The 21,254-nt window shown below is 65.3% G+C and carries 2 protein-coding genes (1 of these 2 running past the window's edge); both read right to left on the reverse strand.

The features are described from left to right. On the reverse strand, nucleotides 1–6,936 hold the full coding sequence (locus FEK34_RS22520) for a GntR family transcriptional regulator (protein ID WP_138450733.1): 6,936 nt from the start codon (nucleotides 6,934–6,936) through the stop codon (nucleotides 1–3). Next, on the reverse strand, nucleotides 6,897–21,254 hold the end of the coding sequence (locus tag FEK34_RS22525; protein WP_138450736.1) for an MFS transporter. It continues 17,079 nt past the right edge of the window; 14,358 of the gene's 31,437 nt are visible here — the last part of the coding sequence; its start codon lies off the right edge, out of view — the gene reads right to left on this strand; the stop codon is at nucleotides 6,897–6,899. Before FEK34_RS22525 ends, FEK34_RS22520 begins: the two co-directional genes overlap by 40 nt.

Here is a 21,254-nt window from a genome sequence, read left to right on the forward strand (position 1 = left end):
CTAGCGTTCGGGCCGGTACTCGTGCGCCCATGGTGATCCCCACCAGGATTCGAACAAGGGCAGATGAGCACCGTTGGGGGTGATCATCGCTTCTACCGCCAGCCGCGCGGAATCGCCGTCGCTGCTGAAGCCGAGCAACGACTTGGCGAGGTGGATATTCCGATCCATCTCGGCATCGTTGATCAGGTACTCGGCGGTGAACTGAGCGGTCGAGTTCCCGTTCTGCGCCGGGCTACACGATCCGATGATGAGCGGACGGTACTCGTCCTGGGCGAGCAGATTCATGAACTGAGCATTATTGGTGAGCAGACGGCCGTACTCCACACCTCCGACGAACACGTCCTGCCACGCATCACCGACGCGAATTTGGAGCAAGTAGACGTCGGCGATGGCGTGCGTGATCACGATGAACGGAGCTTTGCCGGTCGCATGTAGTTCCCGTTGCCACACAGCGGGCTCGGGCGACGCGATGGTGTACCTGAACGGCGGACCGCCGGGCCGCTGGTACATCGTGTAGATGTGTTCGAGGTCGCGATGGGGTCGGCCGGCCCAGTGCGCGAACCCGTCGTCACGGTCGTGGCTCGACGGCAGAAACACGACATCGTCGTGCCCGTATTCGTTGCGCAAGGTCAGCGTACGCACATCGTTCGGGTCGATCTCGATATCGCGTCCGGTCGAAAGATCCTTGCCGAGGATGGGAAGTTGTGAACCCCGCCTCGATGGGTGTGGCGCCGCCACATCGGGCAGCTCTGGCCGCGCGGTCACCACCAACCCAGAAGGGGCATGAGCGACTGATTCCGCGGTAGTAGATGTGCTGCTCGACGGCGGTAGGACTTTTCCCGGCGTGGTATCGGTCGGCTCGATGCGGATTATCCTTCGGTCCAGCGCCGCCAGCACCGCTGGAATCCGCCCGTGGACGCCGAGCTTGTCGAAGAGACGAGCCAGCCGATCTTGCAGGACAGTGCGGTCTATCCGCAGACGCGCGGCAACCGCCGAGTTCGACAGGCCGCGGGCGAGCAAGCCGAGGATCTCGACTTCGTCATCAGCGAACTCGAGGTAGTTGCGCGGAGCCGATTCCGTCGTACCGTCGCCGAGACGCAGCGTTCCCTGGTTCCACACCCGCACGACCGACTCGATCGTGCTGTGTGTTCCGAGCTTCTCTTCGATGGCAGCGAGGCGCCGGCGCACGGTACTCACCGAAGCGCCGATCTGGCTGCCGGCCTCCGACAATGAGCGCCCGTCGGCGATCAGGGAAAGAAGATAGACCTCGTCGGCGTCGAGCTCGAGCAGGCGCTGGTCGCGGGCCGGCTCCGGGGGAGTCCGTGGCTGCTCGTCCTCGTGCGCGGCATGGCTGGTGGCAGTCGATTCGATTTGTCCCGCACGTACATAGTCTCGCAGCGTGTCTCGCCGCGCACGAGCGACGTCCGGCGTCACCACACTGTTTGGCGGGTTCCCCAGATTCGCGACTGTGGTGCTGTGCCCGAATACGGATATCAGGTAGCCCTCTCGCACGAGCGCGCGGTACACATTCGAAACGACGGTCCCGGAGACACGCAGGTACGAAGCGAGCGCCTTGGCCGCTGGGAGTTTCTGGCCGCCGACGAGCCTGCCGGTGTCGACTGCCCGGCGCAGCCCTGATGTGAGGGTGATGTGCCATGTGGTCTGGGCAGCTTTATCGATCAGGCGCTCCGGAGAGGCGTCACCGGAGAGCGCGGCGACAACTTCCGCCGGAGTGAGTGACGGGTTGGGCGTGAGCGCGCCGGTAACTGTAGGCCAGTTCTCCTCGTTGGTCACGGTCGCACCGCGGTTGGTGAGTTCGAGGTAGCCTTCTTCGGCGAGTTGGCGGTAGGCGCGGGCGACGGTGTCTTTCGAGATGCCGAGGTGGGCGGCGAGTTTGGGTGCAGGTGTGAGTAGCTGTCCAAGGGTGAGCTCGCCCGCGTGGAGGGTGCGGCGCAGGCCGGTCGCGAGGGCCTCATGCCAGTTGTGTTGTGCTGCCTGCTGTTCGAGGGAAGACCCCGGTGTGGTGACCTCGATCGTCGCCACCATCTTCGCCGGCGTCATTGCCGGGGCGGGAGCAAGCGAATCGGGCGATTTCGGCCAACTCTGCTCGTTGGTCACGGTGGCACCGCGGTTGGTGAGTTCGAGGTAGCCTTCTTCGGCGAGTTGGCGGTAGGCGCGGGCGACGGTGTCTTTCGAGATGCCGAGGTGGGCGGCGAGTTCGGGGGCTGGTGTGAAGAGCTGACCTGGAGTGAGCTCGCGCGCGTGAAGGGCGCGGCGCAAACCGGCGGTGAGGGCTTGGCGCCAGTTACTTTGTGCCGCCTGCTGTGCGAGTGCGTCCGATGCCGTCGTGCCAGACAAAGCCCTGACCAGCTCTGTGGGAGAAATAGACGCTACCTGCGATGGCGGCGACGTCTGGATCGGTGGAGGAGAGTCGGGAAGCCCAGTGGGTGTGGTCGCCTCGCCGACAGTTGGGGTGGTCGCCGGGATTTCGAGTCGACCCGGCGGGTCTGGCCAGTTGTCACTGCTGGTGACCAACGGGCCGAAGGGCGCGTTCGACATCAAGTAGCCTTCGCGGACCAGCGTGGAGTAGACCCGCTCCACGGTGCCAGGCGCGATGCTCAGGTGTCGGGCGAGCCTCCCGCTAGCTGGTAGACGCCTTCCGTCGGCGAACAGTCCCTCGTGAATCACTCGGCGTACCCCGATAGTCAGGAGGTTCCGCCAGCCGTATCGACGGCCCCAGACGGGGAGATCATCTGCTCCCAGGGCAGTCGAGATGGCGGCGGACAACTCCCGCGCGGTGAGTTCGAACGTTGCCCGCATCGACTCCTCGATAATGAGGCGTTCCGGTATCTGCGTGAGGTTTATCGAGGCTCGGAACAGGTGCAGAGTCGCGAGCTCTCCGGTCGGGTGTAAGAGACTGCGATACTGTGCTGGATGCGCCTGGGCAAGGTTGTGGAGGCGCTCCCGGAGCATGTCTCGGGGGAGTGATCGAAATGCTTGCCCGTACTTTCCGTCGCGATGATGTTCCAGGAGCGCGTCGAGCACGCGACGGCGAATCTTCTCGAGCTGGACGTAGTCCTCGGTGGTACGCCCGACGATAATGGCGAGCTCCCGGCCGATGTGTTCAGCACGGGTACCACGCAGCTCGCGTGCGGCGACGCTGAAACTCGCGTCGGCGATTTCCTCTGCCAACTGCCGCTGCTGGGCTGGGTCGAGCTCGATGACACCGCGCTCCACCAGCTTGCCGACAGCACCCCTGACCCGTTCGAAGACCTGGTTGCCGAACCGATCACGCAATGGGCGGGGCCCGGTGACGGGAGAGGGCGGGTCCTGTCCGCCTCTGGCTGCACCTCCGCCGTCGGCGTGGACTGTACCGAATCCGCGGAATTGCTCTCGTTGCTGATGGCGCAGGCTCCGCCAGTCATCGGCGTGGTGATCGATGTCGGTGGCCCGAGGCTCCACGCTCGCGCCGCGCAGGGGCCGGCCGGTCGGCGTGGTGGGTACGCCTGGGACGTGTCGAGGTCCAGACGGCGAGCCGCTGTCGGTCTCGAGGCGTGTCGACGGGTCCTGCGCGATTCGCGCGTGCACGAGTTGCTCGATGTGGGCGCTGATGATGCGCTGTGCCTCCTCGGCGTCTGCGCCGAAGAACCGGTGCGCGGTTCGTGCCTCTGCCATGGCCTCCGGCACGTTGATTCGGCCGTCCGGGCGCAAACTGTACCCGCTCAGGGCGAGTCGAAGTGCGGCGAGAATCGCGGCGTCCGGCTCGTTGGCAGTGCCGTCGCCTGCGAACAGTGCGACCAGCTGTGGTGTCAGCGCTTCCCAGACGCGCTCCAGCGCAGCCTTCCAAGCGCCGGGCGGTGCGTCGAAAACCTCCTGGATGAAGAATTGCAGGACGTGGCCGAGCTCATGCGCCACGGTGGTGCGAACGGGCTCGTCGTGAATACGGGAGAAGAACCGGTTGGTGGTGGCCGCGTTGATGAATTTGCGGGCTTCGGTCCGATTGAGTGCCCATTGTTCGCTGAGCCGCATCTCGCTCGCGCCACTTCGTCGACGCGCGGTGTTTCCGTGGGTGAACGGGTTGGCGATAGGGATAACCGATATGCGGGCCAGCCCGGTGACGCTTCCGAATTCGTCGACATGGTGCTGGATTTCGGCGATCACATCATCGAGGAAATCGGCGTCGAGGTCGACCATGTCGAATCCGACGAACTCGATTCCGAACCTTGATTCCGCCTCACTGATCTTCTGCACGCGATGCCGATGCTCCGCTTCTTCCTCCGGTGTGGCCGGAGGCCGCAGCGCGGCGTCGATGCTGAAATCCCAGGTACGCGCGGTATCGACGAGCAGATCGTGAAGTACATGATGCGCCTCGCTGATACGTGGCGTCGCACTTGTCGTCGCCGCTCGGTGGATATTGATGAACGAGTGCTTCACCGCGGTGCCGGCATAGAGGTGGCCGTTGTCGTCCAGCATGCCGGGACCGAACTGTTCCTTCAACCATTCGGTGAAGCCGTCGTCGGTGTGATCACCGTGTCGTTCTCGGTATGCGCGCAGCAGGGTGGAAGTCGCTTGTGCGACGGCTCGCCATCGTCCGGCAAGCAGCAGCACCTCCGCAAAGCCATCTACTACGGCGTTCATCATCGAGTAGATGAATCCGTCGGGGTCTTCGCCCTCGAGATCCGGCAACGTGATCTTCATTCGTGCCGACGGCACTTCTCGGCCCTTGATGTCGGGTTTCACTTCGACCCGGACGCGTCGCTCGTTTTTGCTGAGGACGACATCGGCCTCGCGGAAGGAGACCGGATAGCGGCCGAGCAGCTTGTCCATTGTCCATGCGAGTGCCATGGACTGCGCCTGCGTGAGTAGCTCGAACCCTTCGATCCGTAGGTTGTGCAGCCGGAGGAGTTCGTTCGCCATATCGGCCGGCGTCCCCTGCGCTTGGTCGGGCACGTGGAGGAGTTGGGGTGGTTTCGGTCCACCGCCGCCGTCATGGTCGAATTCCGCGAGCCGCTCGACAGCACGCTGCCCGCGCCGGGGCGCTGGTCCCCGGTCCCAGGGCGAACGACCTCGACCGTCGAGCGGGACATCGGGGTCCGGGACGCCCATGGTCCCGATGGGCACCGTGGTTTCGGCTGCGGCTGCCCGGCCTTCCCGTTGGCGGGGCACGGTGGCCGCGGCGACGATCAGTCCGTCACCGACAGTGAAGCGGCCGGAGATCTCCGTGACAGGTGGGCCCGAGTCGATGGACGTGTCGGCGGGCATGTGTGCGTGGAAGGCGCCGGGGCTGTCCAGATCGAACACCACCTGAACATGCTGGAGGTGTGGCCAGCGCCCGGTCAGCGGAAACCATGCGCGCCTGGCGCTTTCCTTGGCCGCCAGCAACACCCGATCCCACCACACCTCATCGCGATGGCCTTTTCGCTGCAACCAACGGCGCTCGGCTGGAACGGAGATCTCGGCGAGCGTGTCCGCGGGCAGCCGTTCATTGTGCTCGGCATGCAGTCCGATCGATCGGAAGTCGCGTGCATCGGCTACGGCGGCGGCGCTGTAGGCATCGTTCTGCGTCACCCCGCCGACCACCCCGTCCGGCCACAGTGGCCGGCCGGCAGGCCCTGTCGATATGGGGCCGCTTGCAAGGCCGAGACTCCGTAACGCCTCGTCGGCGCTGCGGCGCACGGCCGCTACCGGCGAGACGGGAGCATTGCCGCCTACGATCTCTGCGGTATGCACCCCCTGCGGCACCAGGCCTGCGACGATGGTGTCCTGCCGCTGGGGCCGCGGCTCGCCCGCAACCGAAGCATCCGTCCCCGGGAGCGGCGGGGCTCCGGTGGCGTGCGGGGCTACTTCGATGGGTGCGAACGGAATTCCCTGGTCGTCCTCGTCAACCAGGGGCGTGGGAGGGGGGAGCTCAGGAGATTGTGCCGCGCGTTCGCCTGGCGCGGCCGGTGCATGGCCCAGCGCCGCGGCGAGCTCGGCAGACACCGTGCCCGTTCCGGGTCCCGCTGCATCCCCGGTGGCGCCGGCGGTCGTGCCACCCAGGCGAGCGTTCTTGGCCGCTACCCGTCTCGCGAGGTAGGCGGCCATGATCTCCTGTCCCTCGCTCGCCATATGCCATCGGCTCGCGGTATGTGCCTCGGGGAAGGCTTCCAGCGGATTGAGGTTGGCGAGGTTCTTTTCGTCCAGATAATCGTGAAAGCTGTATCCGCTGAACTCGCTCACCAATTCGTTCAGATAGGAGAGGAACGCAGTGCGATGCTCGGCGAGATCGTGGTCGAAGTAGTTTTCGACGAATATCTGTGCGATCTCCTCTGCGTCCCTGGACTGATATTCTTCGGTCGACGTCTCCTCGGCCGCGCGAGCATCCAACTGATTCAGAAAGTCCTGAAGGTGGCCCGGTGCGTAGTTCTCGAAGTATCTTCGGGCAAAGTCTCGCATCACCATCGACCAGTCGGCGTCTGCCTGGATGAAGGCTGCTTCCGGCCTGTCGTCGTACCCGTGCGCATACATTTGCATGGCGTGGCCGAGCTCATGGGTCACGATCCGCACTGGCTTGTCGCGGGGGCCGCTGAAGTGGCCTCGATCAACCATATCTTCCACGAAGGAACGGGTGAGCTCCCCGTTTATCGTGTAGCGCTCGCTGTACGTTATAGATATGCCGTCCGGAGCTTGTTCCGTCTCGCCGAGGCGATCATCATTCCAGTAGGGTTCCGCGCCCATATCGACGACGCCGAAATCTCCGAACTGTGCACGGTGGTATCGGTATTCGTCGGTTACCTCCCGGATTCGTTGCAGGGTCACGTCTTTCATGTCGAAACGGGACAGGTCCAGGCCGAGCTCCTGCTCCGACTCGCGGAGGTAGGCTCTCCTCTCCTCTTGGATGCGCTGCTCGGCGTCGGTCATCGTCCGGCCGACGGCCTCCTCGGTTTTCCTTCCCATTCATTCGCCAAATCGATCATCGTGCGATGCAGCATCCGGTTTTCGGCCGTCGCGCTCGGATCGCCGGTTTCGACCTTTTCGAAAGACTCGACGAGTGTGGCCCGTGCGTCCGGTGTGCGATTTCCGGTGTCGGATTCTTGTCGTGTGTTCTGCAGTTCTCGGGCGGCGTGAACCTCCGCTCGCCACCGTCCGGCCTGGATGAGCGAGCGCGCGTACATGTGCATTACTGCGGCGCGGATGGTTTCGCGCGACATTTCTCTGGCGTTCTCCGGGTCGAGTATCAGTTCGATACCGCGTGCCGAGACCGCATCGTTTTCAACCTTGGCGGAGGCAGAGATCGTGGTCTCGCCGACACCGGGATCCGACGTGATGGCAACCCCGGTCAGCTCGGTCGGATGGCGGGTGGCCAGCTCGTGCAATGTCTGCGCGAAGACGAACGCCTGGCTCGGGTCGAGGACATCCAGGCCGCTCACAGCGATGGACTCGTGCCGGTAAGCGAACGCGTCCGCGACATCCTGCGTGGTGTGGGCCTGCTGCTCGACCAGATCGACCCGGGCGTCCATATCGAGGAACTCTTCGACGGCGGTGAGCAATCGGTCGATTCCGGGCACCCGGCCGGTCAGTGAACGAAGCCCCGCCAGCGGTTGATCGGCAGGGGCGGTCGTCGGCCACGCGGCGTTTCTCGGCAGCCCGAACAGAGTGGGCAACTCGTCGCTGACCGACTGGCGAGCGAGCAGCGCCAGGCGATACTCCTCCGAGTAGGGGTCCGTGGACTGAAGCTCGAGGTCGGCGGTGATCTGCCGGCCGACCCAATGAGGTATCTCTTCCGCTCGGATCCCTGCGGCGTTTGCGTGCCGAATCTGCTCGTCCCACCCGTTCCCGATCAGCTGCAGTGCTCGCAGTAGCGGATGACGTTCGGCCAGCAACGCCGGCTCGATGCCGAGCATGTCGGCCAACCCTGCACGCGCCTGATCGAGCTCTGCTGGCCGGACGGTCGGCTGCCCCCACATCCGGGTCTCGGGACGGCCCGCGTCGGCGACTTCGTGCTCCGAGTAATGCGCTTGCGATGAGGCCAGCAATGGCGCGACCGCGATGTCGTGGAACTTTTCGATGGCGATGTCGACGGGCCGGGGATTGTTGCCGGGCCGGATGTCGCGGGTGTAGGTGGCGGTGTCGGCGTCGGCACTGTGAGTGAGAACCAGGGTGATGTTCTCGGATTCGCCGAGCACCATGTTCACCGAGAAGGTGATCGTCAACTGATTCGGAGCTGTTTCGATACTCTCGACATCGACCCAGAAATCGTCTACGCCGCCGCGGAACATCCCTTCGGTGCCGAATTCCGTCGGCCGGGTCGCCCGGCCGCCGCGCGCGATCAGCTCCGCGACGGTCGGGATGCCGACGGGTTTCTGCTTGCGCCAGAGCGCGCCTTCGGTCTCGTCGGAGATCCGTACCGTGGACAAGTCGCAGTGGTGGGCCAGTAGGTACCGTCCGTAGGCGCTGTTCTTCACCATGGCCTGCCCGGTGCTTAACAAGTTGCTGGCGAAGGTTACGGCCAACTCCCTGCCACCCGCCATGCTCCAATGACCGAGAATGATCGGAAGGTGGCCGGGCTCTCGGTACGAGCTGTAGAGCATCGGATGCCTCGCCGGCGCGGGCGAGGTGCGGATCTCCTCGCGGGTGATGAAGAAGTAGTCTCCCTCCGGCCCAGTGGTATACGGTGCCAAATCCGGGTCGCGAACGTTGCCCTGCCAGTCGAAATGCACCGTCTGGAATTCGAGCACATCCGCGATCCCGGGAATGTACATCTCTGGGTCTACCGGTATCTCATCGAATTCCGCTGCTCGCGGGTGTACTTCGATCTTCCCGATCCGAATGCCCTGCTCGTCCGATGCGGGTGGTCCGGCCCGGTGGCCGGGTACCGGCTCCGGAGATTCGTTCGCGCCCGCGTCGCCGGGACCGAAACGATTTACCACCCAAGGGTTTCGGCGATAGCCGTGGACAGTCGAGTCTGTGTATGCGCGGGCACGGCGATCATCGATTCCCAAAGCCGCGGCGATGTCGGCTTTATCCGGCGGCATGGCGCCTTTCCCGGCGGATGCCGGTGTTCTAGCTGTGTCATTCCCCGCTTCATTCGCTGTTCGCCGCCAGGGAGACGGCGTTGCGGCGGGTTGCTGCGGACTCCACGGTGTCGGCGGCGAGTGGGGGGTTGCCGCAGCTGATGAGGCCTGCGGCGGTGCGGTTGCGGTGGCCGGATTCGCGCTGTCGTCGTGGCCGGTGGCCGGATTCGCAGTACTGTCGTGGCCGGCGGGGAAGTCATGGCCGCCTGTACCTGGACGCAGATCCATTGCTGCCCATGTGATCTTGCCGCTGTCACGCGGTTCTACTCCCGCCCGGAGGGCACGTCCCGCGACGATGAGATCCTGCACGCGCCACCCGTTGTCCGCAGCGGAATCGGCAGGTTGCCGGTCGGCCACCGTCACATGGAATTCCAGCCCGTGCCTGCCGAGCGCGACCTGCCCGGTCAGCAGCGCTTCGCCGCCCGGCGCGACCACGAGATTGTGCACGAGCTCCAGAGCGAGCAGGGCCGCGGCCGGGCGGGCATCGGCGCGCACGGCTTCGGGGGCGATATCGGCGAACGCCCGGTCGACGAGTTCGAGCACCCGACCGTAGGCGTGATCTGCATCGGTACCGGCGGGGAACCGATGGACCGCACGCACATAGGCATCGGGTCCCTCGTACGGACCGGACTTCGCGGGGTACGCGTCCTCGGTCTGCCGGTGGGCTCCCGCGGGTTCGGCCGGAGCCGGGGGAACGACGCTCACCTCGGTACTCGGCCGGGTGGTAGGGCGGTAGACGATTTCGTATTCGATGCCCGGCGCATAGCCGACGCCACGGTCGTACAAGATCGTCAGCGACAGCACACCCGACCGGGAGATCTGCACCGAGAACGCCCTGCCCGAACGCCAGGCGTCGACGGTCATCCGCACGATCGATTCGGCCAGTGCCGCGAGATCCCTGACGTCCCGTTCGGTGCCCTGGTCATGCTCATGCATGAAGTCGCGCACGAGTTGACCCGCCGCGCTCACCGGGTCGGTGCTCTGATCGATGTCGAACTGTCGATAGTGGGCATCTTCGTCGACCGTGTGGAGATACGGTGTGAAACGTGCCTCCCAACGCGCGCGTTCCCGCGTGCGCGGATACACATCGTCGGTGCGCTGGAATTCCGCGACGATGCGACGACGCTCACGCGGCATCTCCGCCCGCCACACACTGGCGCGTTCGTCGAGGGCCCGCGCCACCTCCGGTGCCAGCCTGTTGTCGCCGGTATGCATGATCTCCACGCGCAGGCCGTCATCCGGCAACGGCTGCATGAAGGCTTTGATATTGACGTCGGTGGTGGCCAGCAACGCCTCGTGGGCAACCACCTTCAACGTGGCCGCTACCAGGTCGCGTCGATCTTCCGTCCAGGCCGGTGCGGCGCTGTCGAGAGCTGATCGGATCCTCGTGTAGACCGCGTCGGAGACAGACAGCCACAGTGTTTTCGGCTGTGGCACGGAGCCGTCCTGCGCGCCGGTCCATCCCGCGTGCTGGTTTTCTGGCGGATGATGGAAACCCAGCCAGGGCTGCTGGCGGTCGAATGTAGTGGTGCCTGCGTCATCGCTATCGGCGTCGGTGGGAGGGGCGGATGTGGGCGCCGGGCCGTCGTTTCCGGGTTCGCGGACGATCTCGGCGATGTCGGCGAGCAGGTCGGCGACGGGGCGGATTGCCGGTGTGGGGATCGCCGCGTCGTCTTGCCGATCCGGCAGGTCTTCACCGAGGACCCTTGCGATGTTGCCGACAACGTCGGGCGCGTCGGCGCCGGGCGCATAAACGGTGCCGGTGTCTGCTTCCGGGAGCACATCTCCGGCCACCTCAGGACGCAAATCCAGTGCGGCCCAGGTGATCGTGCCGCCAATCCAGGACTCGCTGCCCGAACGTGCTGCCAGGCGGTGGTGCACCTGTCCACCGCTGGTGTCCGGGTAGCGATCGGCCACGGCCACCCGGAATTCCAAGCCGTGCATACCCATAGTCACCATGCCGGTGAGCAGGGCCTCACCACCGGGGTCGGCGACCAGGCGCTCGGTCAGGCCGAGGGCCAGCGACGTGGCCGCCATGCGCGCGTCGGCACGGATGAGTTCGTTCGGGATGACGTCGAGGACTCGGTCGACGAGCGCGGCAGGTTGGGCGAGCACCTCCACTGGATCGTCGCCCGCGGTGAACCGATGCTCGGCTCGGGCGAGGACATCGGTGCCGTCGAACAGGTCGCTGGCGTTCGCCATCGGATCATTGCCGACCGACCAATGCGATTCGGCGAGCCATCCATTGCGGTAGAACGCCAGCGCCGCAGGCGAATCCGGCGCCCAGTTCGCGGTGCGCTGGAACAGCTCGAGCACCGGTATCGCCTCGCGTTCGCGCGGGTGCTTCGCTGTCACGGCGAGGACCTTGGTGCCTGGCTGCCCCGACACCGTCACCATCAACCGCCACGGTCCGCTGACGGCTCGCTCGGCGAAGGCCGAAAGCTTCCGCGACACCATCGTCTGCACGGCCGCGAGCTGATCGGCATCGGTCCAGTGGTGGCGCGCCATGGCGGCGTGCGCATGTCTGACGACAGCGGTGAGCACCGGCTCGTCGATCTCTCGCCCGGCAATGCTCAGATCGGGTTCCGCGGTGTCTGCGGGCCGGAAGGTCACCTGGTTGTACCGCACCGTGCCGATGCCAGGGTTCTCGCGGACGATCTCCATGGTCAGCAATCCGGACGGCGCGAGGCTCGCGGTGAAGCGAGTGCCCTCCCGCCACGTCTTCATCACCTCCCGGACCAGCTGCTCGGCGTGATTCATCGCCTCGGCGACGTCGCGATATCCGGCGTTGCCGGCCAGCAGGTCACGGACCAGATTGCGGGCCTCGTTGGCCGGCCGACCGCGCGGTGTGATGTCCATAGCAACCGATTGCGCCGGGCCTGCGGCTGTTGCCGCCGCCGAGTCGCGAGGTTCGATGATCAGCGCATCGTCGATCCGGCGGAAAAGTAGGTCGACATGACGGACGTCAGGAGTCACATCCGCTGTCCATCCGGTGGTTTCGAGCTCCAGCATCCGAATGAGTTCGGGCGGGATGTCTCGGCGGGTGGCGTGTGCGACGGTCACTCGCAGGTTTGTGGCGTCTTGTGCTGTGGCCCGCACCCGGACCAGGACGTCCGGTCCTGCGTGCGCCACGACCGCAGTGGTCGTCCGGGCGACCGCCGACCTGAGCTCTTCCGGCCAGTCGGATGCGACGCCGTCAATCGTTTCCCGTACGGCGGTGGGCAGTTCTGGATCGTCCGCGGGCAATCGCACCGACGCGACCGGCGGCTCTGACGGCGCTTCGTGCTCGTCCGCCGGCAACTGATCGGTCGTGTCGTTGCGATTCGGAGGTAGCGGGACCGTACCGTCCCCCGGCACCGCCGCCTCGACTGTGAGATGCGCGGGTCCGGCGTCGATCACCGCCAGCTCGAAGCCGTCGGGCACCGGGCCAAGGGCCGCCGACAGACGATCGATAGCGCTCTGCACGGTATTCGCGATCTCGGGGTGCACCTCGGCAGGTGGGATGATCTCTGGCTCAGCGCCCGGCTCGGCCTGTCGGGATGTCCGATCGGACAGGGCAGCGATGAGCTCATTCGACCGGTCGGAGCCGTTGCCGTACACCACCCACGCGGTGTATCCGTCCGGTTCGTACTCGATCCCGTAGTCGTCGGCATACGTGGGGGCGAGGTTCAACTGCGTGCCGCCCGCGCCGCGCACGCGCGCATCGAGCCGCACCGCTTCGACTTCGTCGGCCGTCCACAACATCGTCGCCACCACGACACCCTCGGCGTGCGGGTGGGCGGCGATATTGCTCGCCAGCTCGCCGACGAGCAGCAGCAGGATCTCACTGCGGTCGTCGTACCAGACATTCGCGTCCGCGAACATGTCCTCGACCAGCGTGAATGCTTGTCGTTTTGCCTGTTCGGCGTCGACGTGCTGCCCGATGTCGATGACGCTGATCGTGGCCTTGCCCAGGGTCCTCAGTTCGGCTGGATTCTGGTCGGAGAGCATCGGTGACGTCGTGTCGTCCGCGGACGACGGATGCACCGGTTCGCTCGGTGGGGGATCGGAGCCCGCGGCTGCCGGTCCGGTCCACCCCTCGTGCGGGCGGTCTTCCGGATGATGGAAGCCCAGCCAGGGCTGCTGGCGGTCGAAGGTCGTGGTTGCTGCGGCGTCATCGGTGACCTGCGCGTCGCGGGGCTCGGAGATCGGGTAGTCGAGTTCACGAGCGACCCGGCGGATCAAGTCGGCATCCGCGGCGCTCGGGCCGGGGAGCCCGCGCACGGCCAGCGAGACGGTGCTCTGCGACTTTCCGGTCAGCGCGGCAATGGTTTTCTGGGTGACAGGGCGGCTGCGGTCGACGCGGGACAGGTCCACCGGCAGGCCCGGGTCGGTCCGGACGACGAACTGGGCAGGGTCGACGGCGAGGAAACCTTCGAGGGCCTCGAGAAATTGATCGAATTGCGTGGTCTGCCCGGTCTTTTCGTGGATCGCCCGAAGCTCACCCAGTGCATCGCCACCCCCGTCGGCCACCGGTTCGCGCCGCAGTTCGTACAGGCCGAGCATTGTGGCCAGCTCGCGGTCGAGTGCTTGGACCTCCCGTGCCCGATCCGCCACTGTGCCCGGATGGTTTCCGCGCACGGTGGATTCGGCGATCGTGTGATGCAGCGCGACCAAGTCCCCGAACCACCCGCGGACCCCGAGGAGATCGCCGGTAGCCAGCGCACGTGTCCAGTCGGCGTCGTCGAACAGCAGCAGTTCCATCGTGACGGTGCGCAGGGCTTCCCGAACGCGGCCGTGAGTTACCTCCTCGGGCTCGGCGCCGACCGCATCCGCGAGCGCCTTGCGCGCTTCCAGCGCATCGCGATTCGGGGAACTGCCGTGCAGCGCGTCATCGGATGCCGCAACCGGGCTTGCGGCCGGCGGTGTGCCGGTCGCCGGTCTCCCAGACTGAGGCCGTCGGTGGGCATGGTCGGTCCCGTCGCTCGTGGGATTGAACGCGGTGACCCTCCCCGGGTCGAAGCCGCCCGGTGGTTTCATGACCCCCGGATGGTCTGGGGTGTTCCACGGGTGCCGGGTGGGACTCGGTGCGCCGGAGGTAGGCGAGGTGCGCGGTGGCGGATCGTCCGGTCCTGCTTCATCGCTGCCCTGCCGCCTGGTCGGGAAGAGCTCCTCCAACCGGCGCAGGACGTTGCCCAGTTGATCGGCCCTCGGCTCGGGGACTGCACGGATACTCGCCTCATGCTCTTCCCTTGCCAGGCGCTGCCCGCGCTGGAACGCGGTCTCCTTGGTGGTCGGAGCCGGACCGGGCTCGACCGGGCTCTGCGCGGACAGGGGGACACGTTCACCGGTTGCGGCAACCGATTCCACCAGATACCCGGCCATTCGGCGCACCGCGCCCGTGACCATGAATTCGATGGTGGGCTCGGACAGCCCCAGCCGCTGCGCAACAACGGCGGGAGACTCTCCTCGTTCGAGCAGCCCGACGACGATCTGCCGCTGTTGGGTTCCCAGCCGCGCAATGGCGTCCTGTAGCTGCCGGACATTCGCCGCGGCGATGGCCGCTCGCCGAGGATCGGCCTCGATCTGCGCATCGGTGAGGACATCGACCAGCTGGCTCGCCGCGCGCATTCCTTCGTCGCGGATCGTCTCGCGTGCGGCGAGCGGGATGAATTGCCCCGAGCGCAGTATCCGCAACGCGCTGCGTTCCCGGGGGGTAAGCGATCGGATGGCCTCAACCATCTGCTCCGCGGTGGTCGCGGCCAGTGTCTGGTCCGGGTCCGGGATCGCGGCCGCATCCAATGTGGCGAGTAGCGCGGCGCGGAACCTCTCGATGGGAGACCGAGTGCCCGCTTGCGGCGGGTGGTAGTCGAGCAGCGGGCTTCCCCACTGCTGACCGTCGGCGTCGGGGTGGGTGTGGTTGAGGACGGCGGGATCGAGGCCGAGCGCGCCCGGCACGCGCCGGTTGCGGTAATGGCGCTCGGGCGCGAGGGGATTGATGTCGGCGTAGAAAGAAACAGAAGGCCCTGGAGTGCGCGCCGTACCTCCTGAGCTTGTGCGCTCAGGATTGTCCGGCCCAGGCTCCGGTGATGATTCCTGGACTCTTTCATTGAATGCAGCTCTGAGCCGTTCTCCGGCGAGCGCGCTGAGCTCGCTGGCTTTCTCCGAGCTGATCCGTAGGAGGCTGCTCACCTGCGCGAGCGAGAGGCCTTCGATGAAGTGCAGAAATACTAGATCCTCTGCAAGCTCGGGTTCGGACAAGTCGGCCAGGGCGGCCCGCACCACCGCTTTGAGCGGTTCCGGGAAGTCGGCTCCGGTGCCGGTGGGAGTGGATGGGGCCGCGACGTCGCGGGTCGGGCCGTCGGGCGAGGTCCCGAGGGGTTCATCCAAGGCGACGGTCTGCTGGCTGATCAGCACCAGGGCTTGCGTGATTTCGGCCGGATCGAGGCCGAGTGCAGCCCCGATTTCTGCCTCGCTCGGCGTTGTGCCGGTTTCCTGGAAATGGCGGTTGCGGTAGGTCTCGACGGTGATGAGCAGCTTCCGCGTCGTGTTGTCGACATTCGGAAAGCGCCTTTCGAAATGGGCTTTTCGTACAGCGTTGCGTGCCGCGACCCATGCCGCCGCTCCGAACTCGCCTGGCGGAACGAAGTTCCTGGTGGCGATCAATATTGCTTCTACAGCACGCTGCTGGAGATCCTCTCGCTGCTCAGACGTGGCTGCCCATCGACGTGCAAGGGATTCCGCAATCCACACATGCGACTCGACGATGTGATTTCTGATCGTCCGCTCTTGGTCGGAACCGGGACGGGTGGCGATCAGTTCCCAGAACAACGTATCGGTCGCCGGGTCCGCCGGCTGCCCGGATCGGGTGTAGAAGCGCTGGAGCGCGGATACCACGGTCTCGTTGGGAATATCGAAAGAATCACGAATGTTCCGCAGGAACTCCACCCGTGGACGGTTGCGGCCGATCTCGAGATGGGAGACCGATGCTTGCGTGCGTTCGAACCGATGGGCGAACTCGGGCTGTGGCAGCCTGTGGTACAGACGGATTGCCTTGACCCAGTCACCGATACTGTTGTAGCTGTCCGGATCCGGCAGCTTCTCCCCGCGGGGATCCATGCGGTAACTGTTTCCCCAGGCGATGGCGAGCTCGTTCCATGGGCCTGCCCGGTGGAGCACATGGTCGTAGACAGCCAGCAGGGCCAGATCGTCGGGAGCCGATGCCTCCCCGTTCTCATGGGAAGCTATCGACACCGGCGCCAGTCCGAGCACACCGGCCGCGTCGGCCTTGTGGAGATTGTTCACCCGCCGGAAGTGGGAAAGATACTCGCCGAACGATGCAGCGACTGCCGGACTCGGAAATATCAGTGTCTCCCTGCGGATATGCGAGAAGTTCTCGGCCAGTTCATCGGTCGTCACCCCCTCGTGTAGCAGCAGCCGCGACATGCCACCGATCGCTTCTCTCGATGGCGTGGCGTAACCGGTTTCCCAGTGCCTGATCACCGTCGCCGATCTTCCGACCTGCTCGCCCAGCTCTTTCCTGCTGAGTCCCTCTGCTTCCCGGCGATGCTTGATGAATTCGCCGATGTGGGCGTGACCTTCCGGAAAGCGGTGTCCGCCCCCGGCAGTCAATAGATCCGGGAAATGAACCGCAACATCAGGGTAGGCCTCACGCGCGGTAGGGACGCGGCGAAGGAGTGCGCGAACCTGAGCCGTCTCCAGTGCATGTGCGCCGCTCGATGCGGAGTCCCAGGTACCCGTCGGAGCGTCGAGCAGAGCGTCCATCGCAGCAGACCCCACACCCAGATATCGCTGAACCGCGGAGAGCCAGGTTGTGGTGGGTTCATTCGCTATCGGCTTCGGGAATGTCCCGATCTGTTGCGCTACGGAGTGGTCCGAGCTCAACTGCGCACTCCGGAGCCATCGGTTGACCTGGTCTGTGGTCAGACGATGCATCTGCAGATACTGCTCGAGCCCCTGCTTGGGCGAGGCGGAATCGTCGGCCAGGCGTCCTCGATACCACTCGAGGAAGCGGTGTTTCTCGATGGGGCGACCGGGTTCGGCAGCGGGAACGGTCAAGGTCGGCCGATCCGTTTCCGCTTCAGGAGCGACGGCCTCGTCGGACGCTGATACGGCAGGCAGGTATCCCGCAGCCATCGCTGCGATGACCAGAGCAGGCCGGTGCCGAGTTCCCAACTTCTGGTTGATGTCGGCGATATAGGTTTTGACGGTCGCGGGAGTGAGACCGACAGCAGAGGCGATCTCGGCGTTCGTTCGCCCTTCCGCGATCAGCTCGATCAGTTGGTGTTCGCGGGGTGTCAGCTGGGGACGGCTGGCGGGTTGATCGGGTTCGTTGGCGGCGTGTTGCGGCGTGCCCGGAATCAGTCCCGTCAGTATCCCGACCGCCACTGCGCCCGCACGAGTGCCGGCGCCGAGTTTCAGGTTCGCGCGGGATGCGTAGGTATCGACGGTCCGAGTCGTGAGTCCGAGTTCGGTGGCAATCTCCGTGTTCGATTTGCCGTCTGCGGTCAAGGCGAGAACATCGACCTCGCGTGCGGTCAACGGCACGACGGCCGGTGCATCGTTGAGAGGTGCCAGGTCCGCCCGGGAGAGCTGCCCGGCGCGTAGCGCCGCTGCGACCGACCCGGCTCGGGTCGCTGAGCCGAGCTTCTCCCCGATGCGTTGTGCGTGCCCGTTGACGGTGTCTTCCGCCAGGGACAAATTCGCCGCGATCTCGGGTGTCGTCTTGCCCTGCGCGAACTGTACGAGTACTTCGAATTCGCGGGGGGAGAGCGAGTAGTCCTGCCGGGGGCTCGCAGTGACATCGAGTTCCGCGAGCGTGAGCGTGCCGCTGCGCACGGCCACCACAACCGCAGCCGCGGTATCGGCGGCGCCGAGTTTGCCCTGAATTCGGGCCAAGTGCGACCGAACCGTCCGCGGATTCAGGCCCAGCGTCTCTCCGATCTCAACGGCGGACATGTCCTTCGCCGCCAGCCGTAGTTCCGTGAGCTCGAGTTTGGTCAAAGGTGAGCGGGATTCGGCGGTGGTGGACTGTGACGGAGGTTCGGGAAACTCGTTGAAGCGGTTGAAGACGGCCGGGTCTCGGCCATCGGCGCCCGACAGGCGACCGGGTGTGCCGATCAGCCTGTGACGTTCGGGGGCGAACGGATTGAAGTCGGCATCGGGGCGATAGCCGACCTCGGGGCCAGGCGTCGAGGACGTCGCGGGTGCGCCGCCGCCGGCGGGACGATCAGCGGTGATACCGCGCGATTCGAGGTACGGGCCGACGTTCGGATCGTCGCCCAGATACCCCTTGATGATCGGGCGCAGGCCGATTTCTTCGGGCCGGAAGATCGCTTCGCGCATCCAGTCGCCGACAGTGCGGGTGAATCCGTCCTGCTCGATGCGCTCCCCGGTCATTTGGGCGACGATCTTGGTAAGTATCTCGGCGACGGGGTACGCGTACATGACACCGCCGTATGACGAGCCGATGATGTGGCCGAAATGTTGCAGCGGATGGCTGTCGAGAATGTACGGCAGATCGAGCCCCCACCGTGCCAGTTCGGCGTCCTCGAGATCGCGGACCAATGCCTGCAGGTCCGTCCCTGGCGGGATGTTCACGAGATCGCGGGCCAGTCTGGCGATGTCCGTTCCTGCCGGGATGTCCTCGGGACTACTGACCAGCGCCCGCAGCGCCGTCGCCGCTGACGGGATGCCGTCCAGTGTGCCCTTGTGCCACAGCAGATCAAGAAGCGTGTAGGCGAAGTTGCGGGCAGTGCCCAGTCCCCTGCGAGATTGCTTGGAGGCCAGCAGCGCATCGATCATGTCCGGCGGCATCGGCTCGCCGGTTTCGTAATGCCTGGCGTACTTGCTGATGACCTCGGGACGCGACCAGAACATTTCCATCACCTGGGCCGGGAACTCGGCCCAACTGCGTGGTTTGTGGCTGCCGAGCAGCTCTCGCACGCCGTCACCGACAGTGATGTTCACGCCGTGCCCGAACTCGTGGAACACGGTGACGACATTGTCCGGGATCAGTTTTTCCGGTTCGCCGGGTTCCGGTTTGACGAAGTTCGTGGTGACGACGCATACGGGGAGTTGCCCGGTCGGCACGAACTTGTTGATGATTCCCTGTGTCCACGCTCCGCCGCGCTTGCCTGGCCTGGTGAACGGGTCGTGCAGAATCAGTCCGAGTTTATTCCCTCCTTCATCGGTGACCTCATAGGAGCGGACATCCGGGTGGAACGTGGGGATATCAGGGCGTTCGGTGAAAGTCAGGCCGAAGAATTCCTTCGCGAAGGAGAAGAATCCGTCCTCGAGTACCTGATCCAGGATGAGGTAATCCTGTGCCTTATTGTTCATTTGCGCTATCTCGGAGTCGGCGCCGGCAAGCGCCAGGCGGCGAGCGTAGGGCGCATCCCACGATTCCAGCTTCTCCAGGCCGAGCAACTCGGCACCTTCTGCCGATTCCTTATTCGCCGCGGCTGCTATCGGCGGGAGGAGCCTGTCCAACAGCGCAAACCATTGTTCCGGACTGACGGGCTCGTCTTCAGTGGCGAACGCGGCGTGATCGGGATAGCCCAGCAGGTTGGCGCGTGCGGCGCGTAGCAGTACCACCTCGACAGCAATGCCAGTGTTGTCATGTGCGGCGCTCCGGCCGATTTCGGTCGCCGCGCGCTCCAGCCGCTCGCGTAGCGTTCGGTCGTCCAGCGTCGCGAGCAGTGGTTGAAAATTTCCGGATGCGGCGGGGGTGAGTTCGATGACGTACCCGGGGAGGCCCCGCGCTTCGGCCGCGGATTTCGCTGTGTCGATCTGCGACTGCGACATGCCGGAGAGGCTGTCGAGTTTGGTGACGTGCAGGGCCGCCGCTTGGGTAGCCGCCGATACGTTACTGTCGTACTCATTGATCCGTTCGGCGATTCGTTTGTCGATTTCCCTGAGCAGCTCCTGTTTTCCGGGCGGAAGGTCGATGCCGGTGCGACGGAAATCACGATAGAGGCGTTCCAGATGCTCTGCGGTGGCAGAATCGAGATCCAGTGCACCACGCTGATGCTGCTCATACAGTGTCTTCACCCGTTGGAAGAATGATTTGTTGGTGAAGATCTCTCTGCGAAGACCGGACTCCATCGCCGAGATCTGCGGAATGATCTCCTCGATCCCGGGGAACCGTTCGGGATCTTTCAGATTGCCGGCGATGACGTGGACTGCGTTGACGACGCGATCGAGCAGCTTTCCCGCAGCGGCGAAGCGATCCAGCGTGTTGGCGATACTCGCAGGTTCTCGGTCGTTCGAGATCTCGCCGATCTCCGCGAGGAATTCCGCGACCGCGGTTCGCATAGCGGGCAGCAGGTGCTCGGACTCGAGCAGATCCCAGCGCACCATCCCATAGTTTTCGGGATCGTCGACCGAGTTGATCAGAGGATTCGTCTCGGGTTCGACACCGACCACGTGTGCGAGTGCCTGCCGCGCATCCAGGGCCTCGGGGCTCGGGGCATGTTGCCGTTGTCCGTCACCGGTCGATACTGCGTTCGTGATCTGCTTTGCCTCGGAGACCGAACGATCCTGGGCAGTCGGCCGTGCCTTCCCGTGGGCGTGGACTTGTTCGTCGGCGACCGTGTCGAAGTCGCTGTTGCGCGCCTCGTGTCGCAGGTCGAGTTTCGCCCAGGTGATCGTGCCTCCGTTGTGGGGTTCGGTGCCAACCCTGATCGCCTGGTCGGGGCCGATCAAGTTCTGTACCTGCCATGCGGATTCGTCGCGCGTGGCATCGGTCCGATCGGCCACCGTCACGTGGAGCTCCAGGCCATGGTGGCCGACGGTGATTTGGCCGGTGAGCGTGGCCTCCCCACCTGGGACGATCACGAGGTGGTGGACGAGTTCGAGGGTGAGCATGGCTGCGGCCTGGCGGGCGTCCGCGCGCACGGCCGCGGCGGGGACATCGGCGAACACTTGGTCGATCAGCTCGAGTGTCCGGCCATAGGCTTGTTCCGCATCGATTCCGGCTGGGAATCGGTGGGCTGCGCGGACAGTTCCGTCGGGTCCGTCGAACGGGTCGTGCGCTTGCGCGGGGAGATCGTTCGTTGCGTGCTGGGCCGCGGCTGATGTTTCGACAGAAGTGGGGCCGGCGATGCTCAGTTCGGTGCCCGGGGAGGTCGAGGGACGGTAGACGATCTCATAGTGAGTGCTCGGCGCGGTCCCGAGTCCACGGTCTTCGATAATCGTCAG

The sequence above is a fragment of the Nocardia cyriacigeorgica genome (assembly GCF_005863245.1).
Taxonomy (GTDB): domain Bacteria; phylum Actinomycetota; class Actinomycetes; order Mycobacteriales; family Mycobacteriaceae; genus Nocardia; species Nocardia cyriacigeorgica_C.

Coding starts and splice junctions, on each gene's coding strand:
- FEK34_RS22520 (WP_138450733.1), bottom strand. CDS start 6,936: ATGGGAAGGAAAACCGAGGAGGCCGTCGGCCGGACGATGACCGACGCC.